Origin of the sequence: Acidiphilium sp., assembly GCF_049977125.1 — a bacterium.
Classification (GTDB): domain Bacteria; phylum Pseudomonadota; class Alphaproteobacteria; order Acetobacterales; family Acetobacteraceae; genus Acidiphilium.
This window is the reverse complement of record NZ_JBMFGY010000034.1, coordinates 1-17,220: the sequence shown is the minus strand read 5'-3', so window position 1 is coordinate 17,220 and position 17,220 is coordinate 1. Positions and strand designations below refer to the sequence as shown.

At 62.4% G+C, this 17,220-nt stretch carries 20 protein-coding genes; 4 read left to right on the top strand and 16 right to left on the bottom strand.

All coding sequences use genetic code 11. From position 1 onward, the window contains the following. Window positions 1-21: 21 nt before the first annotated feature. The 3 genes from ACP5E6_RS07710 to ACP5E6_RS07700 form a co-directional block, all read right to left on the bottom strand. Window positions 22-486: a MerR family transcriptional regulator gene (locus ACP5E6_RS07710; RefSeq protein ID WP_427953472.1), complete on the bottom strand. Its 465-nt coding sequence runs from the start codon at window positions 484-486 to the stop codon at window positions 22-24. Between the two features lie 131 nt (window positions 487-617). After that, window positions 618-2,267 (bottom strand): long-chain-fatty-acid--CoA ligase, encoded by a 1,650-nt coding sequence (locus ACP5E6_RS07705; RefSeq protein ID WP_427953470.1) that lies wholly within the window; start codon window positions 2,265-2,267, stop codon window positions 618-620. Between the two features lie 226 nt (window positions 2,268-2,493). Beyond that, entirely contained in the window at window positions 2,494-2,697 is a 204-nt protein-coding gene (locus tag ACP5E6_RS07700) for a cold-shock protein (RefSeq protein ID WP_029312631.1), read from the bottom strand. A gap of 315 nt (window positions 2,698-3,012) precedes the next feature. Between ACP5E6_RS07700 and fghA the strand changes: the two genes are divergently transcribed. Both fghA and ACP5E6_RS07690 read left to right on the top strand, forming a co-directional pair. Continuing rightward, complete coding sequence (fghA, locus tag ACP5E6_RS07695) at window positions 3,013-3,867, top strand: S-formylglutathione hydrolase (protein ID WP_427953468.1); 855 nt, start codon at window positions 3,013-3,015, stop codon at window positions 3,865-3,867. A 365-nt stretch (window positions 3,868-4,232) separates the two neighbouring features. Beyond that, window positions 4,233-4,589, top strand: coding sequence for an ArsR/SmtB family transcription factor (locus ACP5E6_RS07690; protein WP_427953466.1), 357 nt, complete (start codon window positions 4,233-4,235; stop codon window positions 4,587-4,589). On the opposite strand, the gene ACP5E6_RS07685 is transcribed toward ACP5E6_RS07690, so the two are convergent. The 13 genes from ACP5E6_RS07685 to ACP5E6_RS07625 all read right to left on the bottom strand — a co-directional run bounded on the left by ACP5E6_RS07685 (window position 4,541) and on the right by ACP5E6_RS07625 (window position 15,914). Then, window positions 4,541-5,014, bottom strand: a complete 474-nt coding sequence (locus ACP5E6_RS07685) for a DUF6691 family protein (protein WP_427953464.1) — start codon at window positions 5,012-5,014, stop codon at window positions 4,541-4,543. The two genes, ACP5E6_RS07690 and ACP5E6_RS07685, sit on opposite strands and share 49 nt — an antisense overlap. Next, window positions 5,014-5,451 (bottom strand): YeeE/YedE family protein, encoded by a 438-nt coding sequence (locus ACP5E6_RS07680; protein WP_427953462.1) that lies wholly within the window; start codon window positions 5,449-5,451, stop codon window positions 5,014-5,016. The genes ACP5E6_RS07685 and ACP5E6_RS07680 overlap by 1 nt, the downstream gene beginning before the upstream one ends. 17 nt (window positions 5,452-5,468) lie before the next feature. After that, complete coding sequence (locus ACP5E6_RS07675; protein WP_427953460.1) at window positions 5,469-6,338, bottom strand: MBL fold metallo-hydrolase; 870 nt, start codon at window positions 6,336-6,338, stop codon at window positions 5,469-5,471. Window positions 6,339-6,456: 118 nt separating this feature from the next. Further along, complete coding sequence (serS, locus tag ACP5E6_RS07670) at window positions 6,457-7,740, bottom strand: serine--tRNA ligase (protein WP_427953458.1); 1,284 nt, start codon at window positions 7,738-7,740, stop codon at window positions 6,457-6,459. A gap of 158 nt (window positions 7,741-7,898) precedes the next feature. Continuing rightward, window positions 7,899-8,702, bottom strand: coding sequence for a twin-arginine translocase subunit TatC (gene tatC / locus ACP5E6_RS07665; protein WP_427953456.1), 804 nt, complete (start codon window positions 8,700-8,702; stop codon window positions 7,899-7,901). 9 nt (window positions 8,703-8,711) lie between these two features. Continuing rightward, window positions 8,712-9,158, bottom strand: coding sequence for a Sec-independent protein translocase protein TatB (gene tatB / locus ACP5E6_RS07660; RefSeq protein ID WP_427953454.1), 447 nt, complete (start codon window positions 9,156-9,158; stop codon window positions 8,712-8,714). 62 nt (window positions 9,159-9,220) lie between these two features. Next, window positions 9,221-9,784: an SMC-Scp complex subunit ScpB gene (scpB, locus tag ACP5E6_RS07655; RefSeq protein ID WP_427953452.1), complete on the bottom strand. Its 564-nt coding sequence runs from the start codon at window positions 9,782-9,784 to the stop codon at window positions 9,221-9,223. Continuing rightward, window positions 9,781-10,557: a segregation and condensation protein A gene (locus ACP5E6_RS07650; RefSeq protein WP_427953450.1), complete on the bottom strand. Its 777-nt coding sequence runs from the start codon at window positions 10,555-10,557 to the stop codon at window positions 9,781-9,783. Before ACP5E6_RS07650 ends, scpB begins: the two co-directional genes overlap by 4 nt. Further along, complete coding sequence (locus ACP5E6_RS07645; RefSeq protein ID WP_427953449.1) at window positions 10,544-11,239, bottom strand: site-2 protease family protein; 696 nt, start codon at window positions 11,237-11,239, stop codon at window positions 10,544-10,546. The genes ACP5E6_RS07650 and ACP5E6_RS07645 overlap by 14 nt, the downstream gene beginning before the upstream one ends. Further along, window positions 11,236-12,165 carry a beta-N-acetylhexosaminidase gene (gene nagZ, locus ACP5E6_RS07640; protein ID WP_427953447.1) on the bottom strand — a complete coding sequence of 310 codons (930 nt, stop codon included), beginning with the start codon at window positions 12,163-12,165 and terminating at the stop codon, window positions 11,236-11,238. Before nagZ ends, ACP5E6_RS07645 begins: the two co-directional genes overlap by 4 nt. Then, on the bottom strand, window positions 12,162-12,962 hold the full coding sequence (locus ACP5E6_RS07635) for an SPOR domain-containing protein (protein WP_427953445.1): 801 nt from the start codon (window positions 12,960-12,962) through the stop codon (window positions 12,162-12,164). Before ACP5E6_RS07635 ends, nagZ begins: the two co-directional genes overlap by 4 nt. 13 nt (window positions 12,963-12,975) lie before the next feature. Further along, the gene (argS, locus tag ACP5E6_RS07630; protein WP_427953443.1) at window positions 12,976-14,766 is read right to left on the bottom strand and encodes an arginine--tRNA ligase; all 1,791 of its coding nucleotides are present in this window, start codon (window positions 14,764-14,766) and stop codon (window positions 12,976-12,978) included. An 8-nt stretch (window positions 14,767-14,774) separates the two neighbouring features. Next, on the bottom strand, window positions 14,775-15,914 hold the full coding sequence (locus ACP5E6_RS07625; RefSeq protein ID WP_427953441.1) for a deoxyguanosinetriphosphate triphosphohydrolase: 1,140 nt from the start codon (window positions 15,912-15,914) through the stop codon (window positions 14,775-14,777). 133 nt (window positions 15,915-16,047) lie between these two features. Between ACP5E6_RS07625 and ACP5E6_RS07620 the strand changes: the two genes are divergently transcribed. Then, window positions 16,048-16,389 (top strand): HesB/IscA family protein, encoded by a 342-nt coding sequence (locus tag ACP5E6_RS07620; RefSeq protein ID WP_427953439.1) that lies wholly within the window; start codon window positions 16,048-16,050, stop codon window positions 16,387-16,389. Between the two features lie 12 nt (window positions 16,390-16,401). Next, the gene (locus ACP5E6_RS07615) at window positions 16,402-17,172 is read left to right on the top strand and encodes an exodeoxyribonuclease III (RefSeq protein WP_427953437.1); all 771 of its coding nucleotides are present in this window, start codon (window positions 16,402-16,404) and stop codon (window positions 17,170-17,172) included. The last annotated feature ends 48 nt before the right edge of the window (window positions 17,173-17,220 follow it).

The following is a 17,220-nucleotide window of genomic DNA, read 5'->3' as shown; positions in this document are numbered from 1 at the left end:
ACGACTGGCTCCTGAAGTTTATTATTTCTGGGTCTTGAGCAGAGCGATTTCCGCCTGGTGTTCGATCTCGCCAAGCTCGGCAAGACTCTGCTCAAGGGCGGCGCGCTGCTCCTGTAATTTAGCGATACGCTTGCGCACGCTAGCGAGCAGCACCCGTACCTGGGTGTGCTGGGTTGGATCGATGTCGTAGAGGTCGAGATAATCCTTAATTTCACGCAATGAAAACCCGAGACGCTTGCCGCGCAGAATCAGCATCAGCCGGGCGCGGTCACGCGGTGTATAAACGCGCGTGGTGCCGGCACGGTTGGGGTTGACCAGGCCTTTGTCTTCATAAAATCGAATGGTGCGCGCCGTGACGCCAAGCTGGCGCGCCAACTGGCTTACCGAATAGAGCGCGTTCGCGGTGGTTCCCGCCTCGGTCATTTCCCGTTGATGCCGCGCATTGAGCGCCGCCATCGCCGGACTGTCGATCGTGGTTGCAGCCATGTCCAATCCTGTATTTTTTGAAATAATATTGCTGATATTAGCACTAATGAACATGCCGGATTCCAGAACCTTACGCAAAGAGAATAGCTATTACGTATAGGTGATACTCGGATTCCTGTCCAGAGTAGCCCTCACTTCGGCTTGATCCTGGACGCTTCTTCCTCGACCAGCTCCTTTTTCGACAGTTTGCCGACCATGGTTTTCGGCAGTGCGGAACGAATTTCGACCGATTTCGGCATCTCGATCTTGTTCAGATTATCCTTGAGGAATGCCAGGATCTGGGCCTCACTGGCTTGCGCTCCGGGCCGCAACGTGACGAACAGCTTGGGCGCCTGACCGCGATAGTCATCGGGAATGCCGATCGCGATGGCATCCTGCACCGCAGGATGCTGATAGGCGGCCTCCTCGATCACGCGCGGATAGACGTTATAGCCGCCGCACAGGATCAGATCTTTGATCCGATCGACGATGAACAGATAACCATCCTCATCGAGATACCCGACATCGCCGGTCCGGAACGCACCGTCGATAAAGCTCTGCGCGGTTTCTTCGGGACGATTATAATATCCCTGCATCACCTGTGGCCCGCGCACACAGATCTCACCGCGAGCACCCTGCGGCAAAATGGTTTCAGGGTGCTCACGGTCACGGATTTCCACAATGGTTCCGGGCAGGGCAACACCGACCGAGCCAGGCTTGATCCGATCCGGCGGAGTCGCGGTGACGATCGGCGATGTTTCGGACAGGCCATAGCCCTCCAGAATCGGACAATGCGACAGTCGTTGAAACCGCTCCGCCACCTCAACCGAGATCGGCGCCCCACCCGACATGCAGAAGGTGATGAACGATAAATCCATCCCCTTCCCCGCCGCATTACAGATTGCGGAGTACAGTGTCGGTACGCCCGGCATCATGCTGGGCCGCTTGCGCTCGATCGAGGCCATCAGCAGTTTGATATCGAGCCGCGGCATCAGGATCAGTTCAGCCCCGATCGCAACGCCGGCAACCATCACCCCCGTCATCGCAAACACATGAAACAGCGGCAGGATGCCCATGATACGTTCACTCCCCCGCCCGATCGTCGGATTAGCGGTCAATATCTGCTGAATATTGGCGGTGATATTGGCGTGGCTGAGCATGGCTCCCTTGGGAATGCCCGTGGTGCCGCCGGTATATTGGAGAACCGCGACATCCTGTTTCGCATCAATCGATACCGGTGCCGGTTTTGCCGCCCCGGCAATCAGAGTCGCGAACCGCAAATACGGCGCACCATCCGGAACTGATGCTAATTCCTTCGATTTGAACAGGCGCAATAGCAGCCCCTTCACCGGCGGCAAGGCAGCGACCATCGAACAGACGATCACCCGCTTGAACAACCCATCGGCCACTAGACCAGCGATTTTGTCCTGTATCAGGGCGACGTCGAGGGTCACCATGATCTCGGTACCGGAATCACGCACCTGGGCGGCGAGTTCACGCTCCGTGTAGAGCGGGTTGAAATTGACCACGATCCCACCGGCCTTCAGGATCGCAAAAAACATGATCACCGAATAGGGTGTATTGGGCAGACAAATCCCGACTTTGGTGCCTTTGACGACGCCGATTTTCTGCAACCCTGCCGCGGCCCGATCCGCGAGGGCGCCGATTTCGCCCCAACTCTGTCCCCGGCCAAGAAAATCGATTGCGGGTCGGTCAGCAAAGCGAAGGGCGGTCTCATCGAGCAATGTAGCGAGCGCAACCGGAACGGCCTGGAAAGCGGCGCGCGAGTTGAGACCATCCATGTCAGTGTCCTCCAGATCCGTTTGATCGGCCTTCAATGCAGCGTGGCCGGCCCCGAAGAACGAGTTTACCCGCACCGCACAGGGTTGCCGTTAACGGAATGGAGTATCCGCATCGTTAATCGATGGCAAGAGTCATGATCACAAGAACAAAAGCGCACGCCGGGATGCATCAAAAGAAACGGGGTCCGACAGGACCCCGTTGGCCGAAACCCCGCAGGCGAGAATTTCAGACGGCTTTGAGGTTGATAGCCGCGGCCTTGCCACGTTCCATCGCGATTTCGTAGGAAACTTTCTGGCCTTCGTTCAAACCGCGCATACCCGCCGCCTGAACCGCCGTGATATGAACGAATACATCCTTACCGCCATCCTGGGGCACGATGAATCCAAAGCCTTTGGTGGTGTTAAACCACTTGACAGTGCCGATCGCCATTGTTGCGTCGTCGCTCCTAAGTCACACCCGCCGCGCGACCGCCGCACGGCTCAAGAGGGACAACCGGGGATTTGGACGTCTTGGCCGCATACGGAATCCCGTGTCGTGCAACAAGGCAAGCCAAAGTCGATTGCATGGGTAATGACGCAGAAACAAGCGTGTCTGTCAACGCGAATACGCATGGCTGGAGGCGCTTAGACAAGGTTTCCTTGGTGGTGTGTTCATATTCTGGTTTTTGCATGAACATAGATCCGGTTTGCACCAAACCAAATCAACGGCAATAACGTTTTACAATCTTTACTGCGAGGACAATCCGTGATCGAATCAAAAAATTTGGAACTGGTTTCGGCGCAGAAATGCTTCGGCGGCACGCAGAGCGTGTATCGGCATCTCGCATATGAAACCGGCTGCGCGATGCGGTTCGGCGTGTTCCTGCCACCGCAGGCCGCAATGGCTGCGGTGCCCGCACTATATTTCCTGGCCGGCCTGACCTGCACGGAGGAGAATTTCGTGATCAAGGCAGGCGCCCAGCGTGTCGCGGCGGAACTTGGCATCGCCCTGATCGCGCCGGATACCTCGCCCCGCGGGCTGAACTACCCCGGCGAGGACCAGGATTATGATTTCGGTACCGGCGCCGGCTTCTACGTCGATGCAACCGAAGCGCCCTGGCGGGACGGTTACCGGATGTATTCCTACGTAACGTCTGAACTCCCCGCGCTGATCCATGCCAAATTACCGATCGACCCCGCTCGCATCGGCATCTTCGGCCATTCGATGGGCGGTCACGGTGCACTGATTATCGCGCTGAAAAACCCGGCAACATATAAATCGGTGTCCGCCTTCGCACCGATCGTCTCGCCGTCGCGCTGTCCCTGGGGCGAAAAAGCCCTGACCGGCTATCTCGGCTCCGATCGCGCCGCCTGGCGCGCGCACGACACCACGGCTCTGATCGAGGACCGCGGCTGGACTGGCCCACCTATTCTGATCGACCAAGGCACCGCCGACCCGTTCATCGATCGCGAACTCAAGCCGGAGCTTCTGCGCGAGGCCTGTGCCGCCCGCGCCATCCCGCTCGATCTGCGCCTGCGCGAGGGATATGACCACTCCTACTTCTTTATCGCCACCTTCATCGAAGACCATCTTCGCTTCCACGCCCGCAACCTCGGCTAGATAATATGCCCGCTATTCGGGGACGGGAACATATAAAAATTTTTGATCCTGTTCCCTCCCTCGTGCGATCGATGCCGCGCTTGCACAATTAGAGCGATATGCGATTAAGTTGACGCGATAGCGGCGACATAACCGCATGAAATCACTCGAAAAAACATAGAGCTAGAGCGTTAAGCTGAAAGCATAACGCTCTAAATCGGCGTGAACATCAAACCGCCACGCGATCGGAGCCGGCTCGGCGTCACGCGAGGTTGACATGAGGGTTGCCAAACGCGTCGCAACGGGTTCATAACCGATTATTATTTCGTATATCGGAATATTGGAGAATGGGGATGGGCCAAGTTATTCTGGGTGTGGATCCGGATATGACAGCGATCGCGCAGGCGGCTGGACATGACGGAATCGAAATCGACGCGATGACCGGTAATGCGACGATTGCATCACAATTCCTGCGCTGTATCGCCAACCCGCACCGATTGATGGTGCTGTGTCATCTAACCCATGGCGAAGCTTCGGTCGGTCAATTGGAGCGCGAACTCGGTATTCGCCAGGCGCATTTATCGCAGCAGCTGGCTCGTTTGCGTCAGGATGGGCTGGTCACGACCCGACGAGACTCCCGCACAATCTATTACGCACTCGGCAGCGAGGCGGCGCGGGAGTTGGTCGGATTAGTTTATCGGCTGTTCTGCACAACAGCGCCGGCGCGCGGGGAAGCGGACTGACGCACCAGCGCAATCCGGTTCGTTACCAAGCGCGTTCCCCACAGTCCGGACAGCATTGCCAGAACGAACACGCCGGCGCGCAGCGGCGCGAGCGGAAGCGCCACGATCGCAGGACCCGGACAGAGCCCGACCAGACCCCAGCCGATTCCGAACAATCCGGCACCGATGACCAGCCGAGGCGTCAACCCTGAGCTCGCGAGGGTGGGAAAGCTGGTACCAAACCAGGGGTGGGGCAGACGTCGCCCGATCGCGAAGGCAACCGAGGCAACCATAATGCCCCCGATCAACACCAGCGCCATACTCGGATCCCAATGGCCGGTCACGTCAAGAAAATTCAGGACTTTCGCCGGATCGGCGACACGCGAGACGAGCAATCCGATGCCAAACAGCAGACCTGACGCGAAAGCGAGCAATGTACGGCGCATCAGAAACCTCCGATCGAACGGGTGAGGAAAACGACGAGGATCGCGACGGCGAGAAAGGTGATGGTCGCCGTGATCGACCGTGGCGACAGGCGAGAGAGGCCGCAGACGCCATGGCCGGAGGTGCAGCCACCGCCCAGAGCGGTACCGACGCCCACGAGCAACCCGGCCGAAAGCAGTAAAGGATCAGAAGCCTGGAGATGGATCACCGGCGCCACATCGAGAGCGCGCGCCGCAATTCCCGCGACCAGCAGACCCGAAATGAACGCAAGCCGCCAGTCCCGCTCGACGCGCTGGACAACGCCGCCGACAATCCCGCTGATTCCCGCGATCCGCCCGATCCCGAGCCAGAGCAGCCCTGAGGAAACGCCGATCAGAAGACCGCCGGCAAGGCAGAGACCAGGGGTGAATTCGGTCGGGTAGGGGGTTGGCAACAGCATGATCGGGTAGCGTCCCTTCAGATCGCGTTCAGCGGGATTTTCAGGTAGCGGCGACCGTTGTGAGAAGGATCGGGGAGATCGCCGCCGCGGATGTTGACTTGTAACGACGGCAATATGAGCACGGGCGCTGCCAAAGTGGCATCGCGTTTCTCACGCATCACGACAAATTCATCTTCGGAGATGCCGTCATGGATCTGGATATTCCCCGCCTTCTGCTCGCCGATGGTGCTCTCCCAGGCAGGTGCGCGACCGCCGGGCTGGTAATCATGCGCGGTGAACACGCGTGTCTCCGGCGGCAAGGCGAACAGGCGTTGCACCGAGGCGTAGAGGGCATGAGCATCGCCACCCGGGAAATCGCAACGGGCGGTGCCGTAATCAGGCATGAACAACGTATCGCCCACGAAAACGGCATTGCCGATCAAATAGGACATGCAGGCCGGTGTGTGGCCCGGCGTATAAATCGCTTCGGCCTCGACCGTGCCGATCATGAACCGTTCGCCGTCCTTGAACAAATGATCGAATTGGCGGCCATCCGTTGCGAAATCGGCGCCCATGTCAAAAATATCGGCGAAATTGCTCTGAACGGGGGCGATATGGTCACCGATGCCGATGACGCCCCTCCCAAGATGTTTCTGCAAGTAGCGGGCCGCCGAAAAATGATCGGCATGGACGTGAGTTTCGACAATCCAATCAATCGTGAGGTCGTTCGCCTTCACCGCCGCGATCAATTCATCAGCCGAAGCCGTGGAGACCCGGCCGGCCTTGGGATCGTAATCGAGCACCGAATCGACGATGGCCGCATGTTTAGTCGCCGGATCGATCACAATATAGCTTATCGTGCTGGTCGCTTTGTCGAAGAACGACAGGATTTCAGGTACGTTACTCATGAATGCTGACTCCTGGGCAGCGAGATATTCGTTGTTATGAATATGTGGATCGGTCATGCGCGTGTCAACACAGTTATCATCATAAAGGCGTTAAGCCGGCCTTAATCGGCCCGGTGCTTCAGCCAATGCGGGTTTTACCCCCCATCGCCGGGCGCAATACTTCGGGGATGGTGATCGAACCATCCGCGTTCTGGTAATTTTCCAGCACCGCAATCAAGGCGCGGCCGACCGCGACGCCGGAGCCGTTCAGCGTGTGAACGAAATCGGGTTTGGCCGGTTTCGGACCAGATTGCGCCGGGCGGTAGCGAGCGTTCATCCGGCGGGCCTGGAAGGCGCGGCAGTTCGAGCAGGAGGAAATTTCGCGATACGCCCCCTGCCCCGGCAGCCAGACTTCGAGATCGTAGGTTTTCGCCGACGAGAAGCCGGTATCACCGGCGCAGAGCAGCATGCGGCGATAGGGCAGCTCGAGGCGTTCGAGCACGGTCTCGGCACAGCGCGTCATGCGCTCGTGCTCATCCGCGCTGGTCTCCGGCGTCGTGATCGAGACCATCTCGACCTTCCAGAACTGGTGCTGGCGCAGCATGCCGCGGGTGTCCCGCCCGGCGGAGCCGGCTTCGGAACGGAAGGAGGGGGTGAGGGCAGTGAAGCGAAGCGGGAGTTTGGCGAGATCGAGAATCTCGCCGGCGGCGATGTTGGTGAGCGGCACTTCGGCGGTGGGGATCAGGTATCGGCCATCGGTGGTCTTGAACAGATCTTCTTCGAATTTCGGGAGCTGGCCGGTGCCGAACATCGCCGCCTCGTTGACCATGAGCGGCGGCGCGATTTCGGTATAGCCGTGCTCAGTAACATGCAGATCGAGCATGAATTGGCCGAGGGCGCGTTCGAGCCGGGCGAGGTCGCCGCGCAGGAGGGTAAAGCGGCTGCCGGCGATTTTGCCGGCGGTCGCGAAATCCATCAGCCCGAGGGCTTCGCCGAGTTCGAAATGCTGTTTCGGTGGCGCCTCGAAATTCCTGATCAGGCCGAACTGGGATTGTTCGACATTCGCGGTTTCGTCCGCACCATCCGGGACTTCGGGGTCGAGGATGTTGGGGAGTTGGAAAAGGGCATTCGATAATCTGTTCTGTGAGTCCGTAAGGCTGATCTGTTGCCGCTCACCTAACGCTTTTTCCTGAGCACCCTGACGTTGAGTCGCAGCAATATCTTTGCCCTCTCGGAGTAATTGGGCGATCTGAGCAGCTATTTTATTGCGATCCTCCTGGTTTCGCTGCATCGCATTTGTGTGGGCGCGAACTTCCCCGGCCGCGACAACAATTTCGCGCAAGGCGACCTCGGAGACTGCACGCCGGCCCATCGCCGCAATAAACGCTTCGGGATCGTCTCGGAGTATTTTCAGGTCATGCATTATTTTAGCGATCCGCAATCGAGGAAGGGCAAGCAAGTCGTTCTTTTTTGCAAAAAAGAACCAAAAAACTCTTATTCGTAAAGCAAGGTTAGTGAAGGGAGGGGCGCGAAGCGGAGCGAAAGTTTTTGCTTCTTTTTTCAAAAAGAAGCGCTTGCTTTCTACTCATCCACGACCACGCTCTTCGGCTGAACCAGCTTGACCGCGAAGATCGAAATTTCGAACAAGGCGATCAGCGGAATGGCGAGGCCGGTCATGGTGAAGACGTCGGGCGGGGTGAGGATGGCGGCGACGATGAAGCAGCCGACATAAGCATAGCGGCGATATTTGCGCAGGCCGGCCGCGGTGACGATGCCGACCTTGCCGAGCAAAGTGAGCAGGACCGGAAGTTCGAAGCAGAGGCCGAAGGCGAAGATCAGCTTCATCACCAGATTGAGGTAGTCCGAAACGCGGGGCATCACGTCGATCTGGAAATGCTGGTTGGCCGGGCTGGTCTGAAAACTGAGAAAAAATCGCCATGCATTTGGGAATATGAAATAATACGCCAGTGCGCCGCCGCCGAAAAACAATATGGGCGTCGCGATCAGAAACGGCAGCAAGGCGCGTTTCTCCGAGCGGTAGAGACCCGGCGCGATGAACAGCCAGATCTGCGAGGCGATCACCGGGAAGGAAACGAAGGCGGCCGAGAACACCGCGACCTTCACGTAGGTGAAGAAGGCTTCATAGAGCGCGGTATAGATCAGTTCGGGCTTCTGGCCGCGCTGTTCCATGATATGAACCAGCGGCTGGGCCAGGAAATAATAGACCTGCTTGGCATAGTAATAGGAGACCAGGAACGCGATCAGAAACGCCAGCGCCGACCAGAGCAGGCGTTTGCGCAGCTCGGCCAGATGGTCGAGCAAAGGCATTTCCTTGTCATGGATCGGGTCGTGCGGCGCGTCGGTTGCGGTCGGGTCGATATCCATATCCACAGCTTACCAGAGACGCGTGCCAGGGGGAATGAAGGCGGGCACGGCGCGGTGGCGGATTTCATTGGGCGGGATAAAGGCGGGGGCATCGACAACCGGCTCAGCCTCGCCCTCCTCGATCACATCCGAACCGATCATCGAGTGCCCGATGTCATTGACGTCGCCACTGGTGGGATCGAAGGCATGGCGAAAATCGCCCTCGGGGTCGATATGACGTTCGGCAAGGCTGCCGAGGTCGAAATTGCGCAGGTTGCGCAGATCGTTGCCGACATCCGCCAGATCGGCCTCGCGCATCAAATCCTGAACGTGACCCTGAAAATCATTGGCGAGGCCGCGCATCTTGCGGATCGCGGCGCTGGCGGTGCGGATCGCGACCGGCAGATCCTTCGGGCCAATGACCACCAGCGCCACCATCATGATGACTAAAATTTCTGTCCAGGAAAAACCGAGCATCTTGACCTACTGTGAACGGCCTACTGTGACCGGCGTGTGTGCTAGCAGAGGTGCGGCCCAGGTCAAAGGGCGGGGGTTTCTGTGGCGGGTTCGGGGTCAGCGGCCGGAGCGACCGGCTCGACCAGAAGGTCGTTGCGTTTGGGCAGGTCACGGAGCGATTTCAGGCCGAACCGGGTGAGGAAATGCGGGGTGGTGGCCCAGAGCGTCGGGCGGCCGGGCGCTTCCTTGTGACCGGCGGGGGTGACCAGATCAGCCTCCAGCAGGGCGTCGAGCGTGGTCTGCGACAGGCTGACGCCGCGCAAATCCTCGATTTCGGCGCGGGTGACCGGCTGGTGGTAGGCGACGATCGCCAGCGTCTCCAACGCGGCGCGGGGCAGGCGGCGCGGAATTTCGACGATGCGTTTGAGGTCCGGCGCGAGGTCCGGCGCGGTGCGAAACATGACCCCCTGCCCTGTCTCGACCAGTTCGATGCCGCCGCCCTGATAATGGGCGCGGATGGCGGCGAGGGTGGCATCCAGATCGGCGGTGTCGGGCAGCAGGGTCGCGAGGGTGCGGAGGGGGACGGGGTCGCGGCTGGCGAAGATGACGGCTTCGAGCAGACGTTCAGGGTGGGGGCGGTCGGTCATGGCGTGAGGTTGGCCCCGGCGGCGCGGAGCAGGATGGGGGCGAAATCCTGGTCCTGGCGCAGGGTGAGGACGCCGCTGCGGGCGAGTTCGAGGCTGGCGAGCAGGGTGCTGGAGAGTGCGGCGCGATGGGCGAGCGGGGATTGGGGAGAGTCGGGCAGGAAGCTTTCGAGGTTCGACCAGTCGGACGTGGCGCCGATCAGACGGGTCAGGCGTTCCAGCGCCTGTTGCACGGTCCAGTAGGTGACCGGTTTCGGGCGGTACTGGCGTTTCGCCCCGGAGCGGCGGCGGGCGGCGAGATAGCCGGCGAGCAGGGACGGCAGATCAAGCTTGAGGCGGGAGCGGTCGAATTCGGTGAAATCCTCGGGCATGCCGCGGGGGAACACATCGAGGCCGAGCTGGGGCTGCTGATTGAGCCAGGCGGCGGCGGCGCGGATGGCTTCGAGGGCGCGGAGACGGTCGGCCAGGATGTCCGCGCTGAGTTCGGCGTCCTCGATCGCTTCGGGGTCGGGCAGCAGGAGGCGGGATTTCAACCAGGCGAGCCAGGCGGCCATCACCAGCCAGTCCGCCGCGAGTTCGAGCCGGATTTTGCGGGCACCTTCGATGATCGCGAGGTACTGATCGACCAGGGCAAGGATGGAAATGCTGGCGAGGTCGAATTTCTGGGCGCGGGCAAGGTCGAGCAGAAGATCGAGCGGGCCTTCGAAACCTTCGAGCTGGACGATGAAGGCTTCCGTGGGTCCCGCGTCGGGGGTAACAGGTTCAGTAGCCGGCATGGACACCTGCGACATGGAGAAAGGCGGTGGCGATGCGAGGGACCCAGTTGTCCAATACATCCGACACCGGGTCGAAATGGATGCCGAACTGACCGAGGGCGGCGGGCAGAATGAAGATCAGGAACAGGATGACCAGGATGCCGAGGCGTTCGACCTGGGCCAGCGCGCGGGCGGCGGCGAGCGGCAGGATGCCGACCATGATCCGCCCACCATCGAACGGCGGCAGCGGGACGAGGTTGAACAGGCCGAGCAGGACGTTGAACAGCAGAAAATAGAGCAGGAAATCGGCGATCAGGCCCCGGGTGCCAATGGCCGCAATGGCGAAGGCCGAGATCAGGGCGAGGAGGAAATTGGAGGCCGGGCCGGCGGCGGCGACGATCGCCATGCCACGCCGCGGGTTGCGGAAGCCGGAGGGGTCGATCGGGACCGGTTTCGCCCAGCCGAACATATAGGCGATCCGGCCGATGGTGAGGAGCTGGAAGGCGATCAGCACGGCGGGCAGGATGATGGTGCCGACGCGGTCGATATGCCTGAGCGGGTTGAGCGAGAGCCGCCCAGCGCGCTCGGCGGTGTGATCGCCCATTGCCAGCGCGGTGAACCCGTGGGCGAGTTCGTGCAGCACGATCGCGAGGATCGAGGCGGAGACGCCGATGACGATGGTGCGGATCAGGTCATTGTTCATGAGGGTTGTTGGGCTTTCAGCCGGGGGATCAGGTCGGGGGCGAGATCGGGGATGGCTTCGAGCACGGCGCGGTTGGCGGCGAGGTCGCCGGGGCAGTAGAGCGCGATATCGCATCCGGCGGCAAGGGCGCGGCGGGCGCGGGATTCGGGCGGGCCGGTGAGCGCGTTCATCGCGAGGTCATCGCTGATCAGGATACCCCGAAAGCCGATTCGCGTGCGGATGATGGTGTCGATGATGGTGCTGGAGAAGGTGGCGGGATGTTCGGGGTCCAGATGATCGTAGACGATGTGGGCGGTCATGCCCCAGGGCAGCGTGGCATTGGCGGCGAAGGGGGCGAAATCGGCGTCGAGATTTGTGGCCGCGATGTGCGGCAGGGCGTGGTGGCTGTCGAGCATGGCGCGGCCGTGGCCGGGGAGGTGTTTCATCACCGGTTGGACGCCCTGGAACAGCAGGCCCCAGGCGATGTCGGCCCCGAGGACGCCGACGGCGACGGGGTCGGCGCTGATCGCACGGTTGCCGATGACGGCGTCGGCGCCGGCGGTGGGGACGTCGAGCACCGGGGCGGTGACGATGTCAAACCCGGCGTCGCGGGCGATGGCGCCGAGGGCGGCGCCATGGGCGCGGGCTTCGTTGCGGGCAGCGATGGGGTCGGTGACATAAAGGGCGCCGAGCTGGGCGGCGGGTGGGAGTTCGGGCCAGTGCGGGGCGCGCAGGCGGGCGACGCGGCCGCCTTCCTGATCGATCATCAGCACCGCTTCGGGGGGGAGCGTGGCGCGGAGATCGGCGATCAGGGCGGCGAGCTGGGCGGGGGCGACGATGTTGCGGCCGAACAGGATGATGCCGGTGGGCTTGTGTTCGGCCAGCAATGCGCGTTCGGCTTCGGTGAGGCTCGGGCCGGCGAGGCCGATGATGGCGGCTTTCATCATTTCGGCAGGTAGCAGGTGACGCCGCGCGATTTCAGCCGGGCGCAGAAATCGCCGGCGGCCTGGGCGGAGGCGAAGCCATCGAGGCGGAGGCGGTAGAAGGTGGTGCCGTGGACCACGCCGGGGACGACGACGGGTTTCTGACTGCCCAGAATGTCGGGGACACGGGCGACCAGGACCTGCCAGGCTTCGTCGGCTTTCGCCATCGAGGTCAGGGCGGCGAGCTGGACGGCGTAGGGGCCGGAGGTGGGGGCGGCGCTGGGTGTGGTCGTCGTTGCGGGTGGTGTGGCCGGTGCCGGGGTTGGTGCCGGCGTAGGTATCGGCATCAGCGCGGGTGCGGCGGCGGCGGCGAGTTGCGGCGGTGGTGGGGGTGGCAGCGGCAAAGCCAGTGTGGTGGACGCGGGTGCGGGCGCGGGGGCGGACGCGGGAGCGGCGGTGGTGGGTTTGGGTTGGGCGGCGGCTTCTTCCTGGTCGAGTTTCGAGAAATCGGGCTGCGGCGAGGACGGGGCGAGTTGCGGCGGGCCGGAGGCGACTTCGCCGGACATGATCTGTTCATGGGCACCGGGGACCTGCAGGCCGCCGGGGTTTTTCGGCAGGGTGCGCATCGGGCCGGCGGGGGGTTTGATCACCGGCGGCGGGCCGAGGCTGGTGTGGATGCCGCTCCAGAGCAGGGCGAGCACGATGATACCGATGCCGAGGCCGCCGGCGATGATTGCCATGCGTTTGGTTTCGGGATCGATGCCGCGCGACCGCAGGCGGGGCGAGGCGTAGGGGGGGATGTCGATATCCGGGTCGTCCATCACGCAATCCTTTTCAGCGCATCTCCTCGGCCGGGGCGACGCCCATGACCGCGAGGCCGGAGCGGATCACCACGGCGGTGGCCGCGACCAGGGCAAGGCGGGCTCTGGTGGCGTCGGGCGCTTCGGTCTGGATGAAGCGCAGGGTGGTCTCGGTGCGGCCGGCGTTCCAGAGTGCGTGGAAATCGCCGGCGAGATCATACAGGAAGAATCCGATTCGGTGCGGCTCGCGCGCCAGGGCGGCGGATTCAATTAAGCGTGGCCAGGAGGCGAGGCGGCGGATCAGGGCGAGCTCCTCGGGCGCGGTGAGCGTGGCGAGATCGGTGGTGGCGAGGCCGGCGTCGGAGGTGTCGCCGAGTTCGGGCATGGCAGCGGCGGCGCGCAGGACCGAGCGGCAGCGGGCATGGGCGTATTGGACGTAGAACACCGGGTTTTCGCGGGTCTGGGCGACGGCGGCATCGAGGTCGAACTCCATCTGCGCGTCGGATTTGCGCATCAACATGATGAAGCGGACGACATCGGGGCCGACTTCGTCGATCAGGTCGCGCAGGGCGATATAGGTCCCTGCCCGCTTGCTCATGCGCATCGGTTGGCCGCCTTTGAGGATGCGCACGATCTGGCAGAGGACGATTTCGAGCGTCGCTTTCGAATTGCCCCGCAGCGCCAGCACGGCGGCCTGCATCCGCTTGATGTGGCCGCCGTGGTCAGCACCGAGAACGTCGATCAGCAGGTCGTAGCCACGGGCGATCTTGTCGGCGTGATAGGCGATGTCGTTGGCGAAATAGGTGTTCGAACCGTCCGATTTGCGGACCGGGCGATCGACGTCGTCGCCAAAATCGGTGCTGCGGAACAGGGTCTGTTCGCGCGGTTCCCAATCGTCCGGGGTTTTGCCCTTGGGCGGTTCGAGGACGCCCTCGTAGAGCAGGCCGGCGGCATCGAGCGTGGCGAGGGCGCGCTCAATCTTGCCGTCGGCGATCAAGGCACCTTCGCTGGTGAAAATCTCGTGATGGACGTTCAGGGCGGCGAGGTCGTCACGGATCAGGGTCATCATGGCGGCGACGGCGAAATCACGGACCGTTTGCAGCCAGAGGTCTGGCGCGGCGACGGTCAGGCCCTGACCCGCAAGGTCGGTCCCATAGGTCGAGGCGAGTTCGGCACCCAGCGGGACCAGATAATCGCCGCCATATTGCAGGCCGGTCGGTGTCGCAGCGGCGAAGTCCGCCTCGGTCATGGTGGTGCCGAGCGCTTGGAGGTAGCGCCAATAGACCGACCATGCGAGGGCGATGACCTGCGCGCCGGAATCGTTCATGTAGAATTCGCGGGTGACGCGGTAGCCGATTTTTTCAAGCAGATTGGCCAAAGCGTCGCCCACCACGGTGCCGCGGGTATGGCCGACGTGGATCGGGCCGGTGGGGTTGGCGGAGACGTATTCGACGTTCACGCGGGCACCCTGCCCCAACGTGCTGGCACCGAAGGCCTCGCCAGTGCGCAGGATGGTGGGGAGTTGGGCTTGCCAGACGCGGGCATCGAGGGTGAGGTTGACGAAGCCGGGACCGGCGGGTTCGGCCTTGGTGATGTCGGGGCGAGTGCGCAGTGATGCGGCGAGGGCGTCGGCGAGGTCGCGGGGCTTCTGTCCGAGCGGCTTGGCCGCGATCAGGGCGGCGTTGGTCGCGACGTCGCCATGGGCGGCTTCACGCGTGGGGGTGATTTCGATGCGGGCAAGGTGTTCCGCCCCGAGATCGGGGTAGAGGGACGTGACCGTGTCGAGCACGATGCTGCGGAGATCGGTGAACAGGTTTGCGGACATGTGAACCTTCAGGCGGCGGCGGTGGGGTCGGTCAGGCGGCGGTGTTCGTCGAGCGCGAAGCGGTCGGTCATGCCGGCGATGTAGTCGCGCACAATCTCGGCGGTCTGGTCGGTATGGGGATCGCCGGCGCGGTCACGCCAATCATCGCGCAGGAGATCGGGGCGGGCGAGGAACAGGGTCGCCATGTCACGTACCACGGCTTCGACCTTGTGGGTCATGCGGTTGACCCGCCAGTGACGGTACATGCGGGCGTAGAGGAAGGTGCGGATGGCGCGGTTGGCGGACGCGAGGTCCGGCGCAAAACCGATGACGGGATCGGGGGCGGCGCGAATGGCGTCGGGCGATTCGGGGTTGAGCGACGCGATGCGGGCGCGGCTTTCGGCGAGCGCACCGGTGACGAAGACGCCGATCATCTGGCGGACCATGTGGGCGCGGATGCGGCGGGGGTCGGTGGTGAGGGCGCGGGCTTCGGCGAGGACGGTGCCGACCACCGGCAGATCGGCGAGATCATCGAGGGTGAACAGGGCAGCGCGCAAGCCGTCGTCGATGTCGTGGGCGTGGTAGGCGATGTCGTCGGACAGGGCGGCGACCTGGGCTTCGGCGGCGGCCTGCAAGGTGAGGTCGAGCGGATAGTCCGCATCGAACGCGGCGATGTAGGTGGGCGGGTGCGGCAACGGGCCGTTGTGCTTGGCGATGCCTTCGAGCGATTCCCAGGTGAGGTTGAGACCATCGAAACCGGGATAGCGGCGTTCGAGCAAAGTGAGGCTGCGCAGACTCTGGGCGTTGTGGTCGAACCCGCCATGGGCGGCGAGCGCTGCGTTCAGCCCGGCTTCACCGGCATGGCCGAACGGCGGGTGACCGAGATCATGTGCGAGGGCGAGGGTTTCGGTGAGGTCTTCATCGAGGCCAAGACCGCGGGCAATGCTGCGGGCGATCTGGGCGACCTCGAGGCTGTGGGTCAGGCGGGTGCGATAAAAATCGCCCTCGTGAATGACGAAGACCTGGGTCTTGTATTGCAGTTTGCGGAAGGCGTTGGAGTGGAGCACGCGGTCACGGTCGCGCTGGAAGGCGCTGCGGGTGGCGCTATCCGGTTCGGGGAATTGGCGGCCGCGCGAGGCGGCGGCGTGGGAGGCGTAGGGCGCGAGCATTCGGGTGGCTTACAGGAGTGCGAGCCAGTGTCCAAGATGGGGTGGGAACGGGAAGCAAGCTCTTCTTTTTTTCAAAAAAGAAGGGCGTGCTTAACCGCTGGCCCAATCACCGCCGCATGACTATATAGAGGTTATGAGCGATACAATGGACCGGTTCCGGATCAGCGCCAGCGCGGCAGAGCGGATCGCCGCGATTATGGCCGGCGAGGACAATGCGAAAGCGCTGCGGGTCGAGGTGCTGGCCGGCGGGTGTAACGGATTTCAGTATAAATTCGATCTGACCGGCGCGATCGAGGCCGAGGATTATGTGGTCGAGCGCGACGGGGCGCGGGTCGTGGTCGATCCGGCCAGTCTCGATCTGCTCAACGGGGCAGAGCTGGATTACAAGGATACGCTGATGGGGGCGTATTTCGCGGTGGGCAATCCGAATGCCAAAACCTCCTGCGGGTGTGGCACGTCATTTTCGGTCGATTGAGTTTTTGAGCCGATGAAGATTGCGACCTGGAACGTGAATTCGGTGCGGATTCGTGCCGGATTGGTCGCCGATTTTCTGGGGCGTGAGCAGCCGGATCTGTTGTTGTTGCAAGAGATCAAGTGTGAGGCGCACCAATTTCCAGGGGATCTGTTCGAGGCTGCCGGGTATCGGGCCGCGATCGCCGGGCAAAAATCGTACAACGGGGTGGCGGTGCTGTCGCGCGAGGCGGTGGAGATCCGCGAGCGGAGCCTGCCCGGCGAGGCCGAGGGGTCTGCCTCACGCTATATCGAAGTGGGATTGCAGGGGCTGGTTGTCGGGAATTTGTATTTGCCCAATGGCAATTCCGGTGGTGACGACGGGTTTCGCGCCAAGCTGGACTGGATGGCGAAGCTACGCGCCCATGCGGCGGGGCTGCTCGATGCCGATCACGATTTCATTCTGGCCGGGGATTACAATGTGTGCCCGACCGACGCCGACTACGCCAAGGGCGCCCTGCCGGCGACCGACGCGCTGGTACGACCGGAAAGTCGGGCAGCGTTTCGCGCGCTGATCTGGCTCGGGCTGACCGATGCCGTGCGGGCACTGCATCCGACCGAGACGCTCTATACGTTCTGGGATTACCAGGCCGGAGCGTGGCACCGGGATGTTGGATTGCGGATCGACCATGCGTTGCTCTCCCCCCGGGTGGCGGAGCGGTTGGCGCGTGTAACGATTGCGAAAGCGGAGCGCGACAAGGCACAGCCTTCGGATCATGTGCCTGTGGTTGTGACGATCGGCGATTAGAGCGATATGCGATTAAGTTGACGCGGCAGCGACAACATAATCGCATGA

Excerpts from the sequence above, each read along its gene's own strand:
- ACP5E6_RS07710 (WP_427953472.1), bottom strand. The coding sequence starts at position 486 with ATGGCTGCAACCACGATCGACAGTCCGGCGATGGCGGCGCTCAATGCG.
- ACP5E6_RS07705 (WP_427953470.1), bottom strand. The coding sequence starts at position 2,267 with ATGGATGGTCTCAACTCGCGCGCCGCTTTCCAGGCCGTTCCGGTTGCG.
- ACP5E6_RS07700 (WP_029312631.1), bottom strand. The coding sequence starts at position 2,697 with ATGGCGATCGGCACTGTCAAGTGGTTTAACACCACCAAAGGCTTTGGA.
- ACP5E6_RS07690 (WP_427953466.1), top strand. The coding sequence starts at position 4,233 with ATGACAGCGATCGCGCAGGCGGCTGGACATGACGGAATCGAAATCGAC.
- ACP5E6_RS07685 (WP_427953464.1), bottom strand. The coding sequence starts at position 5,014 with ATGCGCCGTACATTGCTCGCTTTCGCGTCAGGTCTGCTGTTTGGCATC.
- ACP5E6_RS07680 (WP_427953462.1), bottom strand. The coding sequence starts at position 5,451 with ATGCTGTTGCCAACCCCCTACCCGACCGAATTCACCCCTGGTCTCTGC.
- ACP5E6_RS07675 (WP_427953460.1), bottom strand. The coding sequence starts at position 6,338 with ATGAGTAACGTACCTGAAATCCTGTCGTTCTTCGACAAAGCGACCAGC.
- serS (WP_427953458.1), bottom strand. The coding sequence starts at position 7,740 with ATGCATGACCTGAAAATACTCCGAGACGATCCCGAAGCGTTTATTGCG.
- tatC (WP_427953456.1), bottom strand. The coding sequence starts at position 8,702 with ATGGATATCGACCCGACCGCAACCGACGCGCCGCACGACCCGATCCAT.
- tatB (WP_427953454.1), bottom strand. The coding sequence starts at position 9,158 with ATGCTCGGTTTTTCCTGGACAGAAATTTTAGTCATCATGATGGTGGCG.
- scpB (WP_427953452.1), bottom strand. The coding sequence starts at position 9,784 with ATGACCGACCGCCCCCACCCTGAACGTCTGCTCGAAGCCGTCATCTTC.
- ACP5E6_RS07650 (WP_427953450.1), bottom strand. The coding sequence starts at position 10,557 with ATGCCGGCTACTGAACCTGTTACCCCCGACGCGGGACCCACGGAAGCC.
- ACP5E6_RS07645 (WP_427953449.1), bottom strand. The coding sequence starts at position 11,239 with ATGAACAATGACCTGATCCGCACCATCGTCATCGGCGTCTCCGCCTCG.
- nagZ (WP_427953447.1), bottom strand. The coding sequence starts at position 12,165 with ATGATGAAAGCCGCCATCATCGGCCTCGCCGGCCCGAGCCTCACCGAA.
- ACP5E6_RS07635 (WP_427953445.1), bottom strand. The coding sequence starts at position 12,962 with ATGGACGACCCGGATATCGACATCCCCCCCTACGCCTCGCCCCGCCTG.
- argS (WP_427953443.1), bottom strand. The coding sequence starts at position 14,766 with ATGTCCGCAAACCTGTTCACCGATCTCCGCAGCATCGTGCTCGACACG.
- ACP5E6_RS07625 (WP_427953441.1), bottom strand. The coding sequence starts at position 15,914 with ATGCTCGCGCCCTACGCCTCCCACGCCGCCGCCTCGCGCGGCCGCCAA.
- ACP5E6_RS07620 (WP_427953439.1), top strand. The coding sequence starts at position 16,048 with ATGAGCGATACAATGGACCGGTTCCGGATCAGCGCCAGCGCGGCAGAG.
- ACP5E6_RS07615 (WP_427953437.1), top strand. The coding sequence starts at position 16,402 with ATGAAGATTGCGACCTGGAACGTGAATTCGGTGCGGATTCGTGCCGGA.